General features: G+C 58.4%; 18 protein-coding genes. 10 read left to right on the top strand and 8 right to left on the bottom strand.

The window, feature by feature from the left end:
- Nucleotides 1-99: 99 nt before the first annotated feature.
- Together GOW48_RS08225 and trkA are read right to left on the bottom strand one after the other, a co-directional pair.
- A complete protein-coding gene (locus GOW48_RS08225) occupies nt 100-1,638 on the bottom strand; it encodes a TrkH family potassium uptake protein (protein WP_170752841.1) in 1,539 nt (512 codons plus the stop codon).
- Nucleotides 1,638-3,014, bottom strand: a complete 1,377-nt coding sequence (trkA, locus tag GOW48_RS08220) for a Trk system potassium transporter TrkA (protein ID WP_170724253.1) — start codon at nt 3,012-3,014, stop codon at nt 1,638-1,640. The genes GOW48_RS08225 and trkA overlap by 1 nt, the downstream gene beginning before the upstream one ends.
- A gap of 159 nt (nt 3,015-3,173) precedes the next feature.
- Here trkA and GOW48_RS08215 point away from each other — a divergent pair, with 159 nt between their 5' ends.
- Nucleotides 3,174-3,590: a hypothetical protein gene (locus GOW48_RS08215; RefSeq protein WP_234899346.1), complete on the top strand. Its 417-nt coding sequence runs from the start codon at nt 3,174-3,176 to the stop codon at nt 3,588-3,590.
- Between the two features lie 12 nt (nt 3,591-3,602).
- Here the strand turns inward: GOW48_RS08215 and ntrX are convergent, their stop codons facing one another.
- From ntrX to dusB, 5 genes are all read right to left on the bottom strand, one after another.
- Nucleotides 3,603-5,012, bottom strand: coding sequence for a nitrogen assimilation response regulator NtrX (gene ntrX, locus GOW48_RS08210; protein ID WP_170752837.1), 1,410 nt, complete (start codon nt 5,010-5,012; stop codon nt 3,603-3,605).
- On the bottom strand, nt 5,009-7,297 hold the full coding sequence (locus GOW48_RS08205) for a sensor histidine kinase NtrY-like (protein ID WP_170354344.1): 2,289 nt from the start codon (nt 7,295-7,297) through the stop codon (nt 5,009-5,011). Before GOW48_RS08205 ends, ntrX begins: the two co-directional genes overlap by 4 nt.
- A gap of 99 nt (nt 7,298-7,396) precedes the next feature.
- Nucleotides 7,397-8,764: a response regulator gene (locus tag GOW48_RS08200; protein ID WP_170354345.1), complete on the bottom strand. Its 1,368-nt coding sequence runs from the start codon at nt 8,762-8,764 to the stop codon at nt 7,397-7,399.
- A 34-nt stretch (nt 8,765-8,798) separates the two neighbouring features.
- Entirely contained in the window at nt 8,799-9,866 is a 1,068-nt protein-coding gene (locus GOW48_RS08195; protein ID WP_170752835.1) for a two-component system sensor histidine kinase NtrB, read from the bottom strand.
- Nucleotides 9,863-10,846, bottom strand: a complete 984-nt coding sequence (gene dusB / locus GOW48_RS08190) for a tRNA dihydrouridine synthase DusB (protein WP_170752832.1) — start codon at nt 10,844-10,846, stop codon at nt 9,863-9,865. Before dusB ends, GOW48_RS08195 begins: the two co-directional genes overlap by 4 nt.
- A 183-nt stretch (nt 10,847-11,029) precedes the next feature.
- Between dusB and GOW48_RS08185 the strand changes: the two genes are divergently transcribed.
- The 6 genes from GOW48_RS08185 (at nt 11,030) to GOW48_RS08160 (ending at nt 16,985) form a co-directional block, all read left to right on the top strand.
- The gene (locus GOW48_RS08185; RefSeq protein WP_170752830.1) at nt 11,030-12,160 is read left to right on the top strand and encodes a bifunctional 2-C-methyl-D-erythritol 4-phosphate cytidylyltransferase/2-C-methyl-D-erythritol 2,4-cyclodiphosphate synthase; all 1,131 of its coding nucleotides are present in this window, start codon (nt 11,030-11,032) and stop codon (nt 12,158-12,160) included.
- Nucleotides 12,157-12,654, top strand: a complete 498-nt coding sequence (locus GOW48_RS08180; protein WP_170354349.1) for a phosphatidylglycerophosphatase A family protein — start codon at nt 12,157-12,159, stop codon at nt 12,652-12,654. The genes GOW48_RS08185 and GOW48_RS08180 overlap by 4 nt, the downstream gene beginning before the upstream one ends.
- Nucleotides 12,651-13,127, top strand: a complete 477-nt coding sequence (locus GOW48_RS08175) for a CinA family protein (RefSeq protein ID WP_170752828.1) — start codon at nt 12,651-12,653, stop codon at nt 13,125-13,127. The genes GOW48_RS08180 and GOW48_RS08175 overlap by 4 nt, the downstream gene beginning before the upstream one ends.
- Nucleotides 13,128-13,278: 151 nt before the next feature.
- A complete protein-coding gene (locus GOW48_RS08170; protein WP_170752826.1) occupies nt 13,279-14,460 on the top strand; it encodes an ammonium transporter in 1,182 nt (393 codons plus the stop codon).
- Between the two features lie 129 nt (nt 14,461-14,589).
- Nucleotides 14,590-15,270: an orotate phosphoribosyltransferase gene (locus GOW48_RS08165; RefSeq protein WP_170752824.1), complete on the top strand. Its 681-nt coding sequence runs from the start codon at nt 14,590-14,592 to the stop codon at nt 15,268-15,270.
- A gap of 224 nt (nt 15,271-15,494) precedes the next feature.
- Nucleotides 15,495-16,985 (top strand): replicative DNA helicase, encoded by a 1,491-nt coding sequence (locus GOW48_RS08160; protein ID WP_170354353.1) that lies wholly within the window; start codon nt 15,495-15,497, stop codon nt 16,983-16,985.
- A 3-nt stretch (nt 16,986-16,988) separates the two neighbouring features.
- Here GOW48_RS08160 and GOW48_RS08155 read toward each other — a convergent pair whose 3' ends face one another.
- The gene (locus tag GOW48_RS08155) at nt 16,989-17,528 is read right to left on the bottom strand and encodes a GNAT family N-acetyltransferase (RefSeq protein ID WP_170752822.1); all 540 of its coding nucleotides are present in this window, start codon (nt 17,526-17,528) and stop codon (nt 16,989-16,991) included.
- 218 nt (nt 17,529-17,746) lie between these two features.
- Here GOW48_RS08155 and alr point away from each other — a divergent pair, with 218 nt between their 5' ends.
- Genes alr through GOW48_RS08140 form a run of 3 tightly spaced genes read left to right on the top strand, consistent with a single transcriptional unit; the run spans nt 17,747 to nt 20,303 of the window.
- The gene (gene alr, locus GOW48_RS08150; protein WP_170354355.1) at nt 17,747-18,781 is read left to right on the top strand and encodes an alanine racemase; all 1,035 of its coding nucleotides are present in this window, start codon (nt 17,747-17,749) and stop codon (nt 18,779-18,781) included.
- Nucleotides 18,778-19,560 carry an MlaE family ABC transporter permease gene (locus GOW48_RS08145; RefSeq protein WP_170354356.1) on the top strand — a complete coding sequence of 261 codons (783 nt, stop codon included), beginning with the start codon at nt 18,778-18,780 and terminating at the stop codon, nt 19,558-19,560. The genes alr and GOW48_RS08145 overlap by 4 nt, the downstream gene beginning before the upstream one ends.
- Nucleotides 19,557-20,303, top strand: coding sequence for an ABC transporter ATP-binding protein (locus tag GOW48_RS08140; protein ID WP_170724251.1), 747 nt, complete (start codon nt 19,557-19,559; stop codon nt 20,301-20,303). Before GOW48_RS08145 ends, GOW48_RS08140 begins: the two co-directional genes overlap by 4 nt.
- The last annotated feature ends 366 nt before the right edge of the window (nt 20,304-20,669 follow it).

Genomic DNA, 20,669 nt, shown 5'->3' with positions numbered 1-20,669 from the left:
CTACGCGCTGCGGACCAACGCGCTCCCTCTGGCAGAGTATGGAGTGTCGTTAACCGAGTTTCCAGATGAAAAATCAATCATTAACACGAGTGTTGATTCTCAGTCCCGCCACAAGGACGGTGTGATCAAGGCGATAATTGCCAGCGTCTCAAGCCGTCCAATCACCATGGCCGCGCACATTGTCAGCTTTGCGCCCCCCGATAGATCGACCAGTCTGATGGGCACGTCAGTCGCCAATTCGATCAGAGGGCCCGTGGTGCTGAGGGCGGCAACTGTCAAAACCATCGCCTGTTCGAACCCCGCGCCCATTGCTGCCAACAACATGTTGAACAATGCAGCCGTCAACGCGAACATCATCAGAAAGATCCACGCAATAAAGGCGCCGTCGCTTTGGATGCGCTTATTTCCGCCCCCGACCCCGCTAACAGAAGACGGGTAGATCAGCCTGTCGATCTCGCGCGCACCGTTCAGGTAAAGAGCAAACACACGCAGCAGTTTGACCCCTCCGGCTGTGGTCGCGACACCACCACCAATCAACGCGATTCCCAACAGAACAAGGCCCGGAGTCCCCAACCCCGACAACTGTTGCGCATCGTTCCAGTTTGCACTTTCGAACCCAGCGGTGGTCAAAAAGGACAATACTGTGAAAACCATACCCCAGATTACACTGAGCGCTTGAACCGGCGTCAGTTGGTTGCCGATTTCATTCACTCCGGCCCAAACGCGGGTGAACAACAGTGCGGCGACAGCGACAACGATCATAAGGCCGATCCGGAACTCGGGGTCTTTGTCCAACCGCGAATACCCGGTTGTTGCCGTATCGGTGGAAAACGTCAGACGCGACAACGCGAAGAAAAGGAACAGAAAGATGATCGCCTCACCAGTGATCCCAGCCTGCGCTCCTTCCAATCCCCCGACCGGAGAGATACCCGACGTCGCCATCGTGGACATCGCATGACAGATCGCGGTCAGGCCGGTTTCGCCGGTTATCAGCAGCAACAAGCAGATCACCAGCGTTAACCCGGCATAAACCGGGGTCAGAGTCCGGGTCACGCGGATGAGACGGCCACGCGGATCAACACGTTCACTTTGCGCCACTCCTGTCACAGGACGTCCCGGCTGACCACGTGCCGTTACCTCGAACCCGCCCAGCGACAACGGCGCAAGAATGGCCGCCGCCGAAATCCACATCAGCAACCCGCCCATCCAGCCTACTTGGGCCCGCCACAGATGCAGAGGGGCGCTCAACCGTTCAGGGTCAGGGAAGATATCCGCGCCCGTGGTAGTCAAGGCGCTGACCATGTCGAAATAAGCGTTCAGAAAAGTGGTGTTTCCAAGCGCATCATGCAAAGGAATCGCCAAAAACAACGGTAGAACGGTAAAACAGCCAAGAAGCACGGCCAATTGCCCAAGAGTTCCCCGGCGAGGAATACGATTGGATGAGGCCAACGCAATCGTGGCCACCACGAACAAACCCAGTAATCCAGAGTAGAAGAACGACCGCGAGGTATCGTGATCATTCAAAGCCAGCGCATAAGCCGCAGGTATCCACATCGACACTGCGGCGATGCCCCAGATCAGCAAGAACAACGGCAAGCGCCGCACCAGTCCGATCTGATGTGCAACAACCCGCGCCATCAGAAGAAATCAATCGAAACCTGCATCAAGCGCTCGACCTCTGGCACATCCTTGGCCATCGCAAAGATCGCGACCACGTCTTTTTCCTCGATCCGCAGACTGCCCGAGGGACGCACCAACTCATCGCCCTTGCGGACCGCACCCACCAGAACACCTTCGGGGAAGTCAATGTCGCGCAGCCTTTGCCCGGCCATTGGAGAGGTCGAGAGGACTTCGGCCTCGATCACCTCGGCCTCGGCGTCCCCAATCGAATAGACCTGCCGCACCCGTCCGTGCCGGATATGGCGCAGGATCGAACTGACCGTTGTCGCGCGCGGGTTGATATATGCATCAATGCCAAGCGGCCCCATCAGCGCGACCATGCTGGGGTCGTTGATCAAAGCAATCGCCAATGCGCATCCTTCAGCTTTGGCTCGCACGGCAGCCAACATGTTGGCGCGGTCGTCATCCGTCACGGCCAGCATGGCGTCCGCCCGTTCGATCCCGGCCTCACGCAGCAGTGCAGCGTCCAGACCATCGCCGTTCAGAACAATTGTCCGTTCCAATGCTTCGGCGGCTTGTTCTGCACAACTGCGGTCCCGCTCGATAATCTTGGCGCGGACACGACTTTCGCGTTCTTCCAATGTGCGCGCGACTTCCAGCCCGACATTGCCGCCTCCAACGATCACCACGCGATCCTGTTTCCTTTGCGCTTTGCCGAAAACCTCCATCGTGCGGTCCACGTCTTTGACATTGGCAAAGACATAGCATTCGTCACCAACGAACAGCTGATCTTCGGATTCCGGCGCAAACAACGTACCCTCGCGCCGCACCCCGACAACGATGGAACTGAGGGTCGAAAACAGATCCGTCAGCTGCCTCAGGGGCGTGTTCACGATCGGGCAATCCTCATCGATACGGATGCCCAAAAGCTGTGCCTTCTCATCCATGAACATCTCGGTATCGAATGCCGAAGGCGCCGAAAGGCGGCGCATGGCGGCAGCGGCCACCTCGCGCTCGGGACTGATTACGACGTCTATAGGCAGGTGATCCCGACGGTAGAGATCTGAGTGAATAGCTTGCAGGTAGGATTTTGACCGCAAACGCGCGATCTTGCGCTGAATTGAAAAAACGGAATGCGCCATCTGACAGGTGACCATGTTCACCTCGTCCGAATGCGTTGCCGCAATGATCATCTCGGCATCGCGCGCACCTGCCCGCTCCAAGACATCCGGGTAGCTGGCAAAGCCGGCAATGCCCTGAACGTCCAACGTTTCAGTAGCCCTGCGGACAAGATCAGGGTTATTGTCCACTACCGTCACGTCGTTCAATTCGCCCGACAGATGCCGTGCAATCTGCCAGCCTACTTGGCCAGCGCCGCAAATGATGACCTTCATATCGTGGGCCCTTCTGCCTGAACGTTTTGAATGACAGATGGTCCCGAAGTGGTCAATTGAATTGTAAAATCCCTGAGGTCAGGGCATTCTAAGCCCATGAAAACAGTAATTCGTTTACTCCTTCCTTTGACAGTCCTGACCGCATGCGGACCATTGTCGATGTACTATCGCGAGGGCGAAAGTGTATCGCGCGTGCAGACCGAGACGACGCAATGTCAGGTGCAGGCCCTGAATGATGCGCCAGTCGCCAATCAGGTTCGTCAGGGACCGCCGACTTATTGGCCCGGACGAACATATTGCGACAGCCGTGGTCGATGCCACCGCACAGGCGGTTGGTGGCAACCTGGTCAGATCTACACAGTCGATGTCAACCAAGGCCTGCGCAACACGGTCGAAGCACAGTGCATGGCTGCCAAAGGTTATCGCCCGATCAGCCTGCCGCCTTGTAAGCAAAGCGTTAAAAGCCGCGTGCCCGCCGTTCGTACAATCGAACTACCACCCCTGAGCACCGAGTCCTGTTTCGTCAAATTTGACGATGGCTCTTTCCAGATCATCACACCTGGCCAGACGGGTTAAAGACCCGGCGGATTATTCCGCCGGCTCAGGTTCGTCAATCTGCGCAACCCGCGCACCCGACTTGTTCGATGTCACAACGCCTAACGACTTCAACTTGCGATGCAGCGCGCTGCGTTCCATCCCGACAAAGCTGGCGGTGCGACTAATATTGCCGCCAAACCGGTTGATCTGCGTCAGCAGATATTCACGCTCGAACGCCTCGCGCGCCTCGCGCAGCGGCAGAGTCGCCAGTGTACCCGACAAAACCACACGACCGGAGTCGTCGGATTTTTCATCCTCGGTCGGCAGTTCTCTGGCCTCAATCGGGCCGGTCCCATCTCCAAGGATCAGCACACGCTCGATCAAGTTCTTCAGCTGACGCACGTTGCCCGGCCAGGTCATGGTTTGCAGCAAAGCCACGGCTTCATCCGAAATCTCGCGCACCGGCAGACCCTGAGACTCATTGCACATTTCTATGAAGTGTTGCGCCAGAACCGGAATGTCCTCGCGCCGATCCTCCAACGAGGGCACGTCAATCGGAACAACATTCAGGCGGTGATACAGCTCTTCGCGGAACCGTTCTGCCGCGATTTCTTCGTCGAGGTTCTTGTTGGTCGATGAAATGACACGCAGATCCACGCGCACCTTGTCTGACCCGCCAACACGCTGGAATTGCTGATCGACAAGCACCCGCAGGATCTTGGACTGAGTCCCCAACGGCATATCGGCAACCTCGTCAAAGTAGACAACACCCCCATGAGCCTCTTCCAGCAATCCGGATTCGACGCCGCGCTCTGATGATTCTCGACCAAACAGAACCTCTTCCACACGCTCTGGTTCGATACCGGCGCAATTGACCGTCACAAATGGTGCGTTTGCCCGGTTCGAATGGGCGTGAATGTACCGCGCTGCGATCTCTTTGCCGGATCCGGCAGGGCCGCTGAGCATGACGCGACCGTTCGACTTGGTCACCTTGTCCAACTGTCCCTGCATCGCGCGGAACGAGGCGGACTTGCCGATCATGTCGGAATTCGTGACCTCCTTGCGCTTGAGCGAGGCGTTCTCGCGGCGCAAGCGCGAGGTTTCCATCGCGCGACGGATAACAACCATCAACTGATCAATGTTAAAGGGCTTTTCGATAAAATCATAAGCCCCCTGCTTGATCGCCGCGACGGCGATCTCGATGTTCCCGTGACCCGAAATGATCACCACGGGCACATCCGGATTGTCGCGTTTGACCGCCTTAAGAATGTCGATCCCGTCCATACGGCTGTCCTTCAGCCAAATATCCAGAATCAGCAGACCCGGCGGCTCGGAATTGATCGAGGCCATGCACTCGTCCGAGTTGCCAGCCAGCCGGGTTGAATAGCCTTCGTCCTCCAGAATGTCGGACACCAGCTCGCGAATATCGCGTTCGTCATCTACGATTAGAATGTCACTCATCTTTGGCCTGCTTTCAGTTTGTTTGTTTTAATTGCCTGCTTTTGTGGCGCCGAGGATTGGGGGAAATTGCCCCCGGGCAACCGGATCACGGCCATCGCGCCAAAATGGTCCTGTCCGTCAAATACCGGTGCATCTTCCAAAGTCAGTGCACCGCCATGTTCTTCGATTATTTTCTTAACGATGGGCAGGCCTAGGCCCGTCCCCTCGTCTCGTGTGGTCACATAGGGCTCGAACAATCGCGCCCTGTCTTCCGGTAAACCTATTCCGTTATCTGCTATCGTTATCACCGTACCTGCGTCATCGGGCGTCACGTCCACTTTTATCTGTGGCTTCAGATTGTCGGGGGCACCCTTTCTTTTCAGCGTTTCGATAGCTTCACCCGCGTTTTTGATCAGGTTCGTCAAAGCCTGATTCAACATCGTCGCGTCCACATCCAGTTGGATGGGCTGGTCTGGCAAAGAGGCCAGAATCTCGACATCCGGTTGTCCCGATTGCTGCAACAAGACCGCTTCTTGCACCAGCTCGACAATGTTTTCCTCGCGCCGCTCGGGTTCGGGCATCCGGGCGAATTTTGAGAACTCGTCGACGATCCGGCGCAAATCATTAGTCTGACGCACGATGACATCCGTCATCGACACCAACTTGTCGCAATCCTCTTCATCCAGCTTGGTCGAGAATTTGCGTTTGATCCGTTCCGCGCTCAGTTGGATCGGGGTCAAAGGGTTCTTGATCTCATGCGCGATCCGGCGCGCCACGTCCCCCCAGGCTGCCAACCTCTGCGCACTGACCAGATCGGTTACGTCGTCAAATGCAACCACGTATCCTTCAAGTCCACCGTCCTCGCCGCGGCGGGTGGCCATACGTACCAACAGGTTTTCCAAGCGCCCTTTACGGGTCACCTTGACCTCACCTTGAACCGCTTCCTGACCGCTGTCCTTCAGCGTTTCGAACAGGGGAAGGAATTCAGGAACGGCAATGCCGATGGCCAAGTGTTCTTCGCCACGCGACCAATCCAGCAACCGTTCAGCCGAGCGGTTCACGAATGTTACGCAACCGTCCGGATCTACGCCGACAACCCCGGAGGTAACCGAGCTGAGAACCGAGTCAAACAATCGCCGGCGGCGTTCGATTTGCCGCGTATTCTCAAGAAGGGTATCGCGCTGCCCTTTCAACTGCCGTGTCATCTGGTTGAAGTAACGGCCCAGCATCGCGATCTCATCATCGCTGGCCTCTTCAATCACCTGAACGCTCAGATCACCCGCACCAACCCTTTGGGCCGCCGTTGTCAACCGCCCCACCGGGCGCGAGAGGCGCTCGGCAAACCACATTCCCAAAGACATCGCAGCAAGGATCAAAATGACCGCAAAGCCAAGATATAAAAGACCGAACTCGAACAGAACCCGGCCCCGGTCGCTTTCAAGCTGTTGATAGAACTGTGCCGTTTCCTTGGTGTCGTCCAGCAAGGTCAGCAACTGCCCGTCGACTTCGCGACTTACATAAAGGTATCGATCCAGAAAGGCGCGCAGAGGAACCAACGCCCTGAATTCGCTGTTCTGCCAATCTGCAATGATCAAAAGGCCCGTATCGGCGGCTTCGACCAGTTGCTCTGGCGTCGGAGCTTCGTAGTTGAACAGGTACGACCTGTCGCCGCGCGATTTGATCTCGCCACTGCCGTCGATGACATAAGCCTCGCGCAGACCACGCTGAATCTGAGATTGTCCCTGTGCCAACACAGACCGCAATTCGGCGTCCGAGATATAGAAATCCACTGCGCGTGAATTGTCCAAGAACCGCGCAAGAACTGTGGCGTCCTGCGTCAAGCCCTCGCGGTGCTCTTGCTCGTAAGCTTCAGCGGCCGTGAGAGATGAGCCCACAACCTGCCTAACACGGTCTGAAAACCAACCCTCAAGCCCGATGTTCACCGTCAATCCGGCGAAGATGGCAACTGTCACGGTTGGAACCAACGCCAAAAGCGTAAATGCTCCGATCAGTCTGAGGTGTAGACGCGATCCGGCCGATTTCGCACGCCGTGCCGCAATCAACGTACCAACCTGACTGAGCACAAGCGCCGCAACGACCAGTACATAGACCAAGTCTGCAAGCAGGATCAGCCGCAGAGTTGGCGCAGAAGCCCCAAGGTCAAAGGGGCCGATCACAAGATACGTCGCCAACGCCAAAGCAGGGCCCAGCAGAACCAGACCCAAGGTGCTAAAATTGCGCAGCTTTCGGGATTTTCGCCACCGATTAATCGATAGGATCAGCCCGCTCTGTGCTCGGGATGCCACCGTCTGCCCTCATCCTGATGCGCCGCTTTCGCAGCTAACCGCCATATTTCGTGATCCTTGCCGGGTCAGAACCCGGATGCCACGCTTTGTGTGGCCATATTACATCAGTTTGCGTCTGCGTGTCACCTGAATATCGAGGTCTGTAATCTTTTTCCGCAGCGTATTCCGGTTAATCCCCAGAAGATCAGCACATTTTGCCTGATTCCCGCCAGTTGCATCCAGCGCCAGTTCGATAAGCGGGGCTTCGACCTCGCGCAGAATGCGTTGGTAGAGACCCGGAGGTGGCAGCAAATTACCGTGCAGATCAAAGTAGCGCCTCAGATGACGCGCAACCGACGCCGATAGTTTTTCGCGTTCGCCGTCACCCAGAACAGGTTCAGCCTCGGGCTGACTGCCCAGCACCATCTCAACCTCGGCTTTCGAGATTTCATCGGCGCGGCTGGTCAGGCTCAGGCGGCGGATTGCGTTTTCAAGCTGCCGCACGTTACCCGGCCAGGAATAGCGTCGAACCAGTTCCACCGCGTCAGCACTAAGCCAGCGCTTGGTGCCGTGTTCACGTTCTTCGCGTGCCAGAAAGTGATCAGCCAGCAAGGTGATGTCATCAACCCGTTCCCGCAATGCTGGCACATGGATGGTCGCTCCGCACAAACGGTAGTAGAGATCCTGACGCACACGCCCACTCTCCATCGCCTCGGTCAGGTCGGACTGGCTGGTTGCCATAAAGCGCGGTACGTGATCGCCGGGCGTGTCCATCATGCGCACGATACGGGCCTGCAGTTCGTCCTCGATATCGGCAATTTCATCAATCAGCAACGTTCCGCCACGCACACGAGCCATCACCCGCGCGGGGCCTTCCAGATCCCGCAGATCAGCCGCAGTTGCAGTTACAAATGGCAGCGTCCGACGATCCGAGAAATCGTGAATTGCCCTTGCTATCAGCGATTTACCCGTTCCACTTTCACCAGATATCATGACCGAAAGATCGGTGTTCATCACCCGTGCAACCAGCCGATAAAGCGCTTGCATTACCGGTGTCCGTCCGACCAAAGGCAATTCTTCCGGACGCTCGTCGACTGGTTCAGCAACCTCGGTCTGAACGCGCTGTTTCTGCTCGAGTGCGCGCGCAGTACGCTTCATCAAATCCGGCAGGTCGAAGGGCTTGGGCAGATAATCATATGCATCCGCCTCGGCCGCCTGAATTGCCGTCATGATCGTGTTTTGGGCCGAAATCACAATGACCGGTAAACCTGGGCGGTCCTGAGCGATTTTTGGAAGCATTTCCAGACCGTTTCCGTCCGGCATGACAACATCCGAGATCACCACATCCCCCTTGCCCTCACCAACCCAGCGCATCAGCGTGGTCAGCGAAGAGGTCGCATGCACCTTGCATCCTGCCCGCGTCAGGGCCTGTGTCAAAACGGTGCGGATCGTGCGGTCGTCATCTGCGACCAGAACTGTTCCATCCATTTGGTGCTCTCCTTAAGCTCTTTCCGGCTTTGTCTTACGTTGCATCCTTCGGCGCCCGCCTCAGCGAAATGCGGAACACCGTACGGCCCGGCACCGAGTCGGCGGAAATCCAGCCGTCATGGTCCGAGATGATCTTGCTCACCAGCGCCAGCCCCAGGCCGGTGCCGTTTTCCTTGCCCGACACGAACGGGTCGAAGATATCGCTGCGGATTTTCTCGGGCAGGCCCGGCCCGTCGTCGATAATCTCGATCTGCAATGGCAGGGAATGACCCGAACCATCACTGCGCCGAAGTCGGAAGGAGTGTTCGAAATACGTCTTGATGCGAATTATTCCACCTTTGGGATCAGCAGCTTCCGACGCGTTTTTCAACAAGTTCAGAATAACCTGCAGGAATTGATCCGGGTCTCCATAGGCCAGCGGCAACGAAGGGTCGTATTCCTCGATGATTTTCATATGCGCGCCGAATCCCAGCAAGGCCGACCGGCGTGCGCGGTCCAGAACATCATGAATATTCACTGGCTTGAAATCAGGCTCCGACAGGTTTCCGAATTGCTCGACCTGTTCCAACAGCTTTACGATACGACGACTCTCAGCGACGATAAGGTCTGTAAGTTCAAGGTCTTGCTGTGAGATATTCATACTCAGCAGTTGCGCCGCGCCAGTGATGCCGGCCAGTGGATTCTTGATCTCATGCGCCAGCATCTCGGCCATGCCGATCGCCGACTGCGCCGCCGATTTAACAGTATTGCCCCGCGTCATCCGCCCTGCCAGTTCTCGCGGCGAGATGATCATGATCATTGAACCCGGATGGCCAACCAAAGGGGCAATCTGCAGCGCGCATTGCAGCGGCGCACGATTGCCCGAGCCCGCATCTACATCATTCACGAACAAGGGTGTTCCCTGCGCCCGCGCGCGCTCGAACGCCTCTTCCAGTGGCGCGTCGACCGCAATCTGATCCCAAACCGGGTGCCCGATCACCGATTTACGCGAGGCATTCAGGAATCCTTCGCCGGCTGAATTAACGTCGGATATCCGATCATCGCCATCAATTATGAATGCCGGTACCGGAAGCGAAGTCCAAATACTCTGGTCTGAATTCATGCGACAGCCTCCGCCTCAGTGCTTAAGGCGTCACCCAGCAGGCGGATCACCTCATCCGTATCGCGAGAGGTCAGAACGGCGCGGCGCAAGGCTGCTGGCGTACCAGCCTGATCCATATACCAACCCAGGTGTTTGCGCGCGACGCGCAGACCCAGATCGCTACCGTAAAAGCCCAGCATCGCCTGATAATGCGCGCGGACCATCTCGATCAGGTCCTCGCCCTGAGGCACCACCGGCGCAGGCGCGCCATAAAGATCGTGGCAGACCTGAGCCAGAACCCAAGGCTGACCTTGAGCACCCCGCCCGATCATGACGCCATCCGCGCCTGACTGATCCAACGCGGTTCCCGCTGTTTCCGTATCCACGATATCCCCATTTGCGACTACAGGGATATCGACCGCCTCTTTCACCGCGCGGATCGCCTGCCAGTCCGCCTGCCCCTTGTAGAACTGACAGCGCGTGCGCCCGTGGATCGTCACCATCTGCACCCCTGCCTCCTGCGCGCGCCGCGCGACGTCCGGCGCATTCAGTAATTTGTCGTCCCACCCCAACCGCGTTTTCAGCGTGACCGGCACATCAACCGCCGCGACCACCGCCTCGATCAATGTCAGCGCATGATCCGGCGTTTTCAGCAGCGCCGAGCCGGAATAGCCATTCGTGACCTTCTTGGCCGGACACCCCATGTTGATGTCGATCACCCGCGCGCCCCGATCAGCGACCTGCCGGGCGGCCTCGGCCATCCAATGCGCCTCACGCCCGGCTAGTTGAACGGCGGTGTTTTCCACGTCGGCCGACAGCTCGGCCCGTTCGCGCACGCCGGGTTTGGCCTGCACCATTTCCTGGCTTGCAACCATTTCACTGACCACCATACCCGCGCCAAAGCGCATCACCAGATCGCGAAACGGGCGGTCGGTGATTCCGGCCATCGGGGCCAGCAGCACCGGCGGAGTCAGGTCTTTGTCTGCGAGTTGAAGATTCAACGTGCTTAATCCTTGGGCAGTTGCGACTTAGATATCGAATTGAGCGTATATGAACAACAAAACGGCAGCTGAAAAGCCCGCAAAATCATCACCTGCTTAATTTTTAGGCGGGATAACGCGGGTGATTGCCTCTGCATTCACCGCACCCTAAACATTGCCCCGAATTTACCGGAGACACCGCCCATGATCACCGCAGCCATAATCGTTGCCGCAGGACGTGGCCTGCGCGCCGGAGGGGGTATCCCGAAACAATGGCGACCGCTAGGCGGACGCCGCGTCGCGGACTGGACGATTGAGCAGTTTCACGGGCAAGTCGATCACATCGTGCTGGTCCTGTCCCCCGAGGACAGCACCGCTTGGGAAGAATTTGCCGCTTCAGATCTGATCCTGACCGCAGGTGGCGCAGATCGTCCGGGTTCGGTGCGCAATGGGCTGGCCGCCCTGAGCGATCTGGATGTGACCCGCGTTCTGATCCATGATGTCGCCCGTCCCTGTGTCAGTGCTCAGACTATTCACAACGTGTTGCAGGCGCTCGAAGCCAGCCCCGCTGCCGCCCCCGGCTTGGCAGTCACGGATGCGCTTTGGACCGGAGACGGACAAGCGGTGACTGGCACGCAGGATCGCACCGGCCTTTTCGCCGCACAGACACCACAGGGCTTTCACTATAACACCATCGTCGCGGCCCATGCCGCTCATGCGGGCGGCGCGGCGGACGATGTCGAGGTTGCCCGCGCCGCAGGACTGAACGTGGCCATCGTGCCGGGCGATGCGGATAACATCAAAATCACAAGGCCCGAGGATTTTGCCCGGGCGGAACGCATATTGGGAACGAATATGGATGTAAGGCTGGGCAACGGGTATGACGTGCATCGGTTTGGCGACGGGGATCATGTAATCCTGTGCGGCGTGCAGGTGCCGCATGATCGTGGTCTTCAAGGGCATTCGGACGCCGATGTTGGGATGCACGCTGTGACGGATGCGATCTATGGCGCGCTGGCGCAGGGCGATATCGGCCAGCACTTCCCGCCCTCGGACCCGCAATGGAAAGGGGCCGCCAGCGAGATTTTCCTACGCCACGCGGTCGAGCTGACCGCGACGATGGGATACGCGATCTCGAATATCGATTGCACGCTGGTCTGCGAATACCCCAAGATCGGCCCGCATGCCGAGGCGATGCGGATCGAGATGGCCCGGATTATGGGGCTGCGGACCGATCAGGTCTCGGTCAAGGCGACAACGTCCGAACGGCTGGGCTTCACGGGCCGCAGCGAAGGCATTGCCTCGCTTGCCACAGCCTGTCTGGTGAAATCATGACCGCCGCGCGGCTGATCGGCACCGTCTGCGGTGTGGGCTATCTGCGCCCTGCGCCCGGCACATGGGGATCGCTCGCCGCCCTGCCCTTGGCGTGGGTCTTGCATACACTGGGTGGTTTTCCCCTGCTGGTGATCGCCACGTTCGCGGTGTTCTTCGGCGGGCTCTGGGCCACCCGCGTGATGACCGCAGGGCAAGAGGATCACGACCCGTCCGAGATCGTCATAGATGAGGTCGCAGGCCAGTTCATCGCGCTGTGGGCGATCTCATACCCGTCATGGGCGCATGGGATCGAGATCACGGCGCTGTGGCCCGGCTGGGTTGCAGGGTTCCTGTTGTTCCGTCTGTTCGACATCACCAAACCCGGCCCGGTTGGCTGGGCCGACCGCAAGGGGGATGCGATGGGCGTGATGCTGGATGATGTGATCGCCGGGGTCTTTGCCGCCATCGGCGTCTTGATCCTGGCCGGGATCGCGCATGGGGTTTTGGGGCTATGACCGTCGCCGCGCTACTGGACCGCGCCAAGGCGCAAGGAGTGATGATCGCCACCGCAGAAAGTTGCACCGGGGGTATGGTCGCTGCGGCACTGACCGACATCCCCGGCAGTTCGGCCGTGGTGGACCGAGGTTTCGTGACCTACACCAACGCCGCAAAACAGCAGATGTTGGGCGTACAGGCGGCGACCCTGGACGCGCACGGCGCGGTCTCGGAGCAGGTTGCCCGCGAGATGGCCGAGGGCGCCCTGCACCATTCCAACGCGCAACTGGCCGTATCGATCACCGGCATCGCGGGCCCCGGTGGGTCCGAGTTCAAACCCGAGGGGCGCGTCTGCTTCGGAATCGCCGCTACAGGGCAGTTGACCCAAACACAAACCATCGAATTTGGAGCACTTGGCCGAGGCGCCGTCCGGCTGGCCGCGCGCAATCACGCGCTGAATTTGTTGTCAGATGCGCTTTCTAATATCGCCTAATTTTTTTGCAAACACGCAAACATGACGCACATTTAATCATCAATTAGACAAAAGCCCCATAAATAGGCGTCTTTTTTAACGATTGCCTCTTTTTTCCCCACCCGTGCTCCGCTTCAAGCCCCGCCACGCAAGCTGAAGAGGAGAGCGGCTGATGAATGGAGCCGATACCGCCTGGATCATAGTGGCAACCGCCCTGGTCCTGTTTATGACACTTCCGGGCCTGGCCCTGTTCTATGGTGGCCTCGTGCGCGCCCGCAACGTGCTGAGCGTTTTCATGCACTGTTTCAGCATCGCCTGCCTGATGAGCATCCTGTGGCTAGTCGCAGGCTATTCCATCGCGTTCGGCGACGGTGGATCTGGGCTGTGGGGCGGTCTGGGCAAGGCGTTTCTGAATGGGGTCGATGCAGACAGCCTGTCAGGCAACCTGCCTGAGGTTCTCTTTTTCGCGTTCCAGATGACCTTTGCCATCATCACGCCCGCGCTGATCGTAGGCGCATATGTGGAACGCGTGGGCTTTGGCTTTGTGCTGACCTTCTCGGGCCTGTGGATGTTGCTGTGCTATGCGCCGGTGGTGCATTGGATCTGGGGCGGCGGCATGCTGACCGATGGCGGCATTTTGGGCGAAGTCGGCGTGCGCGATTTCGCAGGCGGCATCGTTGTGCATGAAACCGCCGGTCTGGCCGCGCTGATCATCGCCGTGGTGCTGGGCCCGCGCCGCAACCGCACGACGCCCCCACACAATCCGGGTTTTGTCATGATCGGTGCCGCGATGCTGTGGGTTGGCTGGTTCGGCTTCAATGGCGGTTCGCAACTGGCCGCTGACGGCGGCGCTGCGATGGCGATGACCGTGACGCATATCTCGGCCGCGACCGCCTCTCTGACTTGGGCACTGTACGAGCGGATCAAATATGGCAAGGCGTCGATGGTCGGTCTGGTGACCGGTACGATCGCTGGCTTGGCCTCCATCACACCTGCCTCGGGCTATGTGGATCCGGTTCAGGCGCTGATCATCGGTGCCGTCGCTGGTGTGCTGTGCCAGGAAGCGGTGAATGTCATCCGCAACATTCTGAAAATCGACGATACGCTGGATGTGTTCGCCGTGCATGGCGTTGGGGGCATCTTTGGCACCATCATGATCGCCGTCTTTGGCCTAGGGGCCTGGACCGCACAGTTGGGTGGCCTGGTCATCGTGGGTGTCTTCACCTCCGTCGTGACCTTTGTGCTGATCAAACTGGTCGCGCTGATCACGCCGCTGCGGGTGGATGCCGAGACAGAAACCAATGGCCTCGACCTGTCGGTGCATGGTGAACGCGCCTATGACATGACAAGCTGACCGCGCGCCATACTGAACGTGCAAAGCGGGCCCCTTGCGGGTCCGCTTTTCTTTTGCCCGCCCCCTCGACTCTAGGGGGTGCCGCGCGTTATCAGCCCGCAACCTGTTTTCAGCCCAGAGGTTTGCACCATGATCCCCAGCTCGTACCCCGACAGCACCGAAATCGCCCGCCTGACCGCGCGGATGCTGCTGGAGATCAAGGCCGTCCACTTTAATTCGCGCGAGCCGTTCACGCTGGCCTCGGGCCTGCCCAGCCCGACCTATATCGACTGCCGCAAGCTGATCTCATATCCGCGTATCCGCTCGACTCTGATGGATTTCCTGACCGTCACCGTGATGCGCGATGCCGGGTTCGAGGCGTTCGACAACATCGCCGGTGGCGAAACCGCAGGCATCCCCTTTGCCGCCATGGTCGCCGAGCGTATGGCCCTGCCGATGACCTATGTGCGCAAAAAGCCCAAAGGATACGGCCGCAACGCCCGTATCGAGGGCGCAATGTCCGAAGGTGATCGCGTGCTGCTTGTCGAGGACCTGACCACCGATGGCGGGTCCAAGCTGTCTTTTGTGGATGCAATCCGCGAAACCGGCGCAACCTGCGGCCATACGGCGGTGATCTTCTACTATGGCATCTTCCCCGAGACCGAAAAGACGCTGGGCGACCACGGCGTGAAGCTGCATTCGCTGTGTACGTGGTGGGACGTTCTGGCCGAGGCCAAGGCGCAGAAAGCCTTTGACACTGAGACACTTGACGGGGTCGAGGCCTTCCTGAACGACCCGCGTGGATGGCAGGAAGCCAATAAATCCACATAAACCTCTTGTGGGCAATTTGGGGATAAGCCCGGAAGAATCGGTGCACCTAGCACGATATCTGGTGACTTTCCCCGCCTTTCCTACATAATAAGCGATACACATTCAGATATCCTATCTGTCTGGAAACTTATCCCTAGGTCTTACCCTAAGTTAACCACAGGGATTTCCAGATGGATTGGGACGGCCATTCGCGTGTAGAACCTCATCAGGGCAGTGGGGACAAAATGAACGAGATAAGCAGTATCGAGCAGGCAGCGGCGCAGATTCAGAACGCCGAAACCATGCCGCATTCCATTGAGGCTGAACAACAGCTTCTGGGTGCCATCCTGACGAACAACGATCTGTATGACCGGGTGGCCTCGATCATTGGGGCCGAGCATTTCTATGATCCGGTCCATGCCCGCATCTATGAGGTCGCGGCCAATCGCATCGCCAAGAATGCGCTGGCCTCGCCCGTGACGCTGAAGTCCTTCATGGCCGAGGATGAGGGCCTGAAGGAGTTGGGGGGCCCCGCCTATCTGGTCAAACTGGCGGGTGCTTCGATCAGTGCGTTTGCGGTGCATGATTATGCCCAGATGATCTATGACCTCGCCATCCGGCGCGAATTGATCCGGCTGGGCCGCGACATCTCGGACAAGGCGGCACGGGTTGATGTGTCCAGCGAGCCCAAGGAACAGATCGTCGAGGCCGAGCAACAGCTTTACCAGTTATCCGAGCAGGGCCAGACCGAACAGGGATTTCAATCCTTCCTCAAGGCGGTCACAGAAGCCGTCAACGTCACCAACGAAGCGTATCAGCGCGGTGGCGGCATGGCGGGGATTTCCACCGGTCTGGCCGATTTGGACAAACAGCTTGGGGGCCTGCACCCGTCGGACCTGATCATTCTGGCCGGGCGTCCGTCGATGGGGAAAACCTCATTGGCGACCAACGTCGCGTTCAACGTGGCCAAGGCGTATAAGCGCGGCACCAAATCGGACGGGTCCGAAGGGGCTGTGGATGGCGGCGTGGTCGGGTTCTTTTCTCTGGAGATGAGCGCGGAACAACTGGCCGGCCGGGTTCTGGCCGAAGCCTCTGAAATCTCAAGCCACAAGATCCGTCAAGGCGATATGACCGAGGCCGAGTTCCGCAGGTTCGTGGACGCCGCCAAGGAGTTGGAAGCCTGCCCGCTGTTCATCGACGACACCCCTGCCCTGCCGATCTCGCAGCTTGCCGCCCGCGCGCGGCGGCTCAAGCGAACGCATGGGCTGGATCTGTTGGTGATCGACTATCTGCAGCTGTGCCGGGGCATGTCCGACAACCGCGTCAACGAAATTGCCGAAATTTCGATGGGCATGAAGGCCATCGCCAAGGAGTTGAATATCCCGGTGATCGCCCTGTCTCAGCTCTCGCGTCAGGTGGAAAGTCGCGACGACAAGCGCCCGCAACTGTCTGACCTGCGGGAATCGGGCTCGATCGAACAGGACGCCGACGTTGTGATGTTCGTGTTCCGCGAGGAATACTACAAAGAGCGTGAAAAGCCTGGCGATCATGAGCTGGAAAAGATGGAAGAGTGGAAGCAGGCCATGGACCGCCTGCATGGCAAGGCCGAAGTCATTGTCGGCAAGCAGCGTCACGGCCCCATCGGCACGGTCGAACTGTCGTTTGAGGCGCAGTTCACTCGCTTTGGCAACCTGGTCAAACCCTGGCAGCAGGACGGCCAGATCGAAGGCTACTGACAGTCACCACAACCCGGGCTGATCGAAGGCTGGCACACAGCGCGATGGCCCGGCTATTGGCCTAAATTCCTTGGTGTTCAGCGATTGGCCAAGCCACCCATGCGGCTGGCTCAGATCGTGGGGCGGTCGCGCGAACTCTGGTGTCATCGACTGAAACCCCGACTTACCGTAATAGGCCGGGTCACCATAAGTCACCGCGACCTCGGCCCCTGCTTGGCGAACCTGTTCCAACCCGTACGCGATCAACTTCTGTCCGATCCCTTGCTTCTGACGATCTGTAGCAACCGCAACCGGGGACATCAGCACCACCTTGCGCGGGTCTTCGTCATAAGTCAGGCGAGAAAAGAAAATGCACCCGCACAGGCGCTCGGATGTATGCACTGTCACGCACAGCAAATCATCGGCCTCAGTGGTCTTGATCAGTGCAACAGTCAGCGCCTTCAACGCTTCACCTTCATCCGACCCTTCGGATGCGCTGAAAACGGCCCGGAAGAACTCGGGGATTTCGGCTTCTATGCCAGTAACACCTGATGAAAACTGCACAAATTCTACTCCTGCCGACGCCCAGGATGAGCGTAAATGATTCTCGCACCAATCTTGTGTTGATGACGCAGTGAAAACAATAAGCCCTGATTTTTTCGGCGCATAGGTTCCTTGTTTGCCATACTGACAAGCCATTCCTCGCCCACGTTCCCGTCAAACCGGCAATAAACGGTGCGTACCCCCTTGACCTGCAGCGATCCAATGTCATGAACAGTTCCATGAGTACCGCACGTCTGACGATCAACCTGCATGCGCTCGCCAGCAACTGGCGCGCACTAGATACGAAAACGAATGTCGAGACCGGCGCCGTGGTCAAGGCAGACGCCTATGGCTTGGGTGCGGGTCCTGTCTCGGACACCCTCGCCGAAGAAGGTGTTCGCAAGTTCTTTGTTGCCGTCGCCGAAGAAGGCGCAGCCGTCCGCGAAGCTGTTGGCCCAGGTCCGATGATCGGCGTCTTCTCAGGGCATATGGAAGGCGATACCGAACTGCTGCGCGGGAACGACCTGACACCTTTGCTGAACTCGCCCGAACAGTTTCTGCGCCACGAACAAAGCCTGCCCTCGCATTCATTTGGCATCCAGCTCGACAGCGGCATGAACCGACTTGGCTTTGAACCATCCGATTGGGCCGAGCTGCGAACGCGGGTTGAGGATCTGAACCCGGTTGTTGTCATGTCGCATCTGGCTTGCTCGGACGAGCCGGATCACCCGATGAACCGGCAACAACTCAAGACTTTCCGCGATATGACTGATGGAGTCTCGGCCCAACGGTCCTTGGCTGCGACCGGAGGGTTACTTTTGGGGCCGGAATTCCATTTCGACTTCTGCCGGCCCGGTGTCGGTCTGTACGGTGGTCTGCCTTTTGCCGACGCGAAACCTGTGGTGACTGTGGACCTGCCCGTCATTCAGGTCCGCGAGTTGGCCGAGGGCGAGACTGTTGGCTACGGCAACAGTTGGACCGCGCGCCGTCCGTCACGTATCGCGACCGTTGCAGCGGGCTATGCTGACGGTCTGCACCGCGCGATCGGGGGCGGCATTGATGCGTTCGCAGGTGGTCAACCCTGCCCCGTCGTTGGGCGTATCTCCATGGACCTGATCACCGTGGATGTCACTGATTTGCCTGAGGACCCAGAACGAATGCGCATTCTCAACGGCCACCAGACCGTAGACGACCTCGCCGAGGCCGCAGGCACTATCGGCTACGAGATTCTCACGTCGCTCGGTGCGCGCTATTCCCGAGGTTACGTGGAATGAACCCTTTGAGACTGCTGGGCGGTATAGGCCGTGCCGTCCTGACTGTGTTTGCCACCTTTGGAAAGGTGGCACTGTTTACAGTGGACGCGATATCGCACGTCTTCCGGCCTCCGTTTTATCCACGCGAATTTGTCGTTGCGCTGATGAATATCGGTTGGCTTTCCCTGCCCGTGGTCGGCCTGACCGCCATTTTTACCGGCGGCGCATTGGCGCTGCAAATCTATGCTGGCGGCGCCCGTTTCAACGCCGAGGCCGTGGTGCCTCAGATCGTGGCCATCGGCATGGTACGCGAGCTGGGACCAGTTCTTGGTGGTCTGATGATCGCGGCACGCGTGACCTCTTCGATCGCGGCCGAGATCGCAACGATGAAAGTGACTGAACAAATCGACGCGCTAGTCACCCTGTCCACGCACCCGATGAAATACTTAACCGCACCGCGTGTTCTGGCAGCCATATTGACCGTGCCAGTTCTTGTTGCCGTGGGCGACGTGATTGGCATCGCAGGTGGTTATGTGGTTGCCACTCAGAACCTAGGTTTCAACTCTGCCGCTTACCTTCAGAACACGGTCAATTTTCTGGAATTGCACGATGTGATTTCATCGCTGGTCAAGGGTGCAACGTTTGGCCTCATCACGGCCGTGATGGGCTGCTACTATGGCATGAACTCGGGCCGCGGCGCGCAGGGCGTGGGCCGTGCGACCAAATCCTCGGTCGAAGCGGCGGCGATCATGATCCTGGCCGCCAACTTCATTCTCACAGGGGTGTTTTTTTCGGTATGATACGGCTGGAGAATGTACACAAAGCCTTCGGTGATAACCGAGTCCTGCAAGGCATGAACCTCGATATCCCCAAGGGCACGTCGATGGTGATCATAGGCGGTTCGGGAACCGGAAAGTCTGTGGCGCTGAAATGCGTTCTCGGGTTGATCAAACCCGACAGCGGCATGATCTATGTGGATGGCAAGGATGCCGCAACAGGCGACCGCGATGCATTTTTGGCCCGGTTCGGGATGCTGTTTCAGGGGGCGGCTCTGTTTGACTCTCTGCCCGTCTGGCAGAACGTCTCGTTCCGTCTGCTGCGCGGCCCGCTCAAGCGCCCCGCGGAATATGCCCGCGAGATCGCGATTGATAAACTGAGGCGTGTGGGCCTGAAATCGGACGTTGCCGACCGGTTCCCTTCGGAACTGTCGGGCGGGATGCAAAAACGCGTGGGCCTTGCCCGTGCCATCGCTGCCGAGCCCGAGATCATTTTCTTTGACGAGCCCACCACCGGGCTGGACCCGATCATGTCCGGCGTTATCAACGACCTGATCCGCGAGATCGTGACCGAGATGGGCGCAACGGCCATGACCATCACCCACGATATGAGTTCCGTCCGCGCCATTGCCGATAATGTGGCGATGCTGCACGGAGGCGTCATACAGTGGACTGGCCCTGTTGAGCAGATGGATGCGTCGGGTGATCCCTATGTCGAGCAGTTCATCAGTGGCAGTGCTGAGGGGCCGATTGAGGCGGTGCGTTAATCGCCTTCCCGCTGCCGTTCGCTTTTCAATTGGTAATAAGCCCGTTTAGCGTAGTCATATCTCAGCAAGTAGTGCCCACTAGCAACTACAAAGTCCGAAGCCTGAATTCGGATTGCATCCAGTGTTTGCGTCAAATGCGTTCCCGAAACTGGTATATATATAGGATCTTCGCCAGAAAACTTGTTGTAAATCCGTCCTCCAAACCAATTGGCCCTTTGTCTAGCACCGTTGGTTTCGTACAACCGGAAATGCAGCACTCTAAAAAGCTGCTCCCGGTCGAAGGGCAATCTGTCAGCAGCCGAACTACCGGCGGACAGAAGAGCGCCTGGTCCCCCTGTCGACGCATTAGAGACACCTTTGCTCAGT

The organism is Ruegeria lacuscaerulensis, assembly GCF_013033355.1.
GTDB lineage: Bacteria > Pseudomonadota > Alphaproteobacteria > Rhodobacterales > Rhodobacteraceae > Ruegeria > Ruegeria lacuscaerulensis_A.
This window is presented reverse-complemented; position numbering and strand designations above follow the sequence as displayed.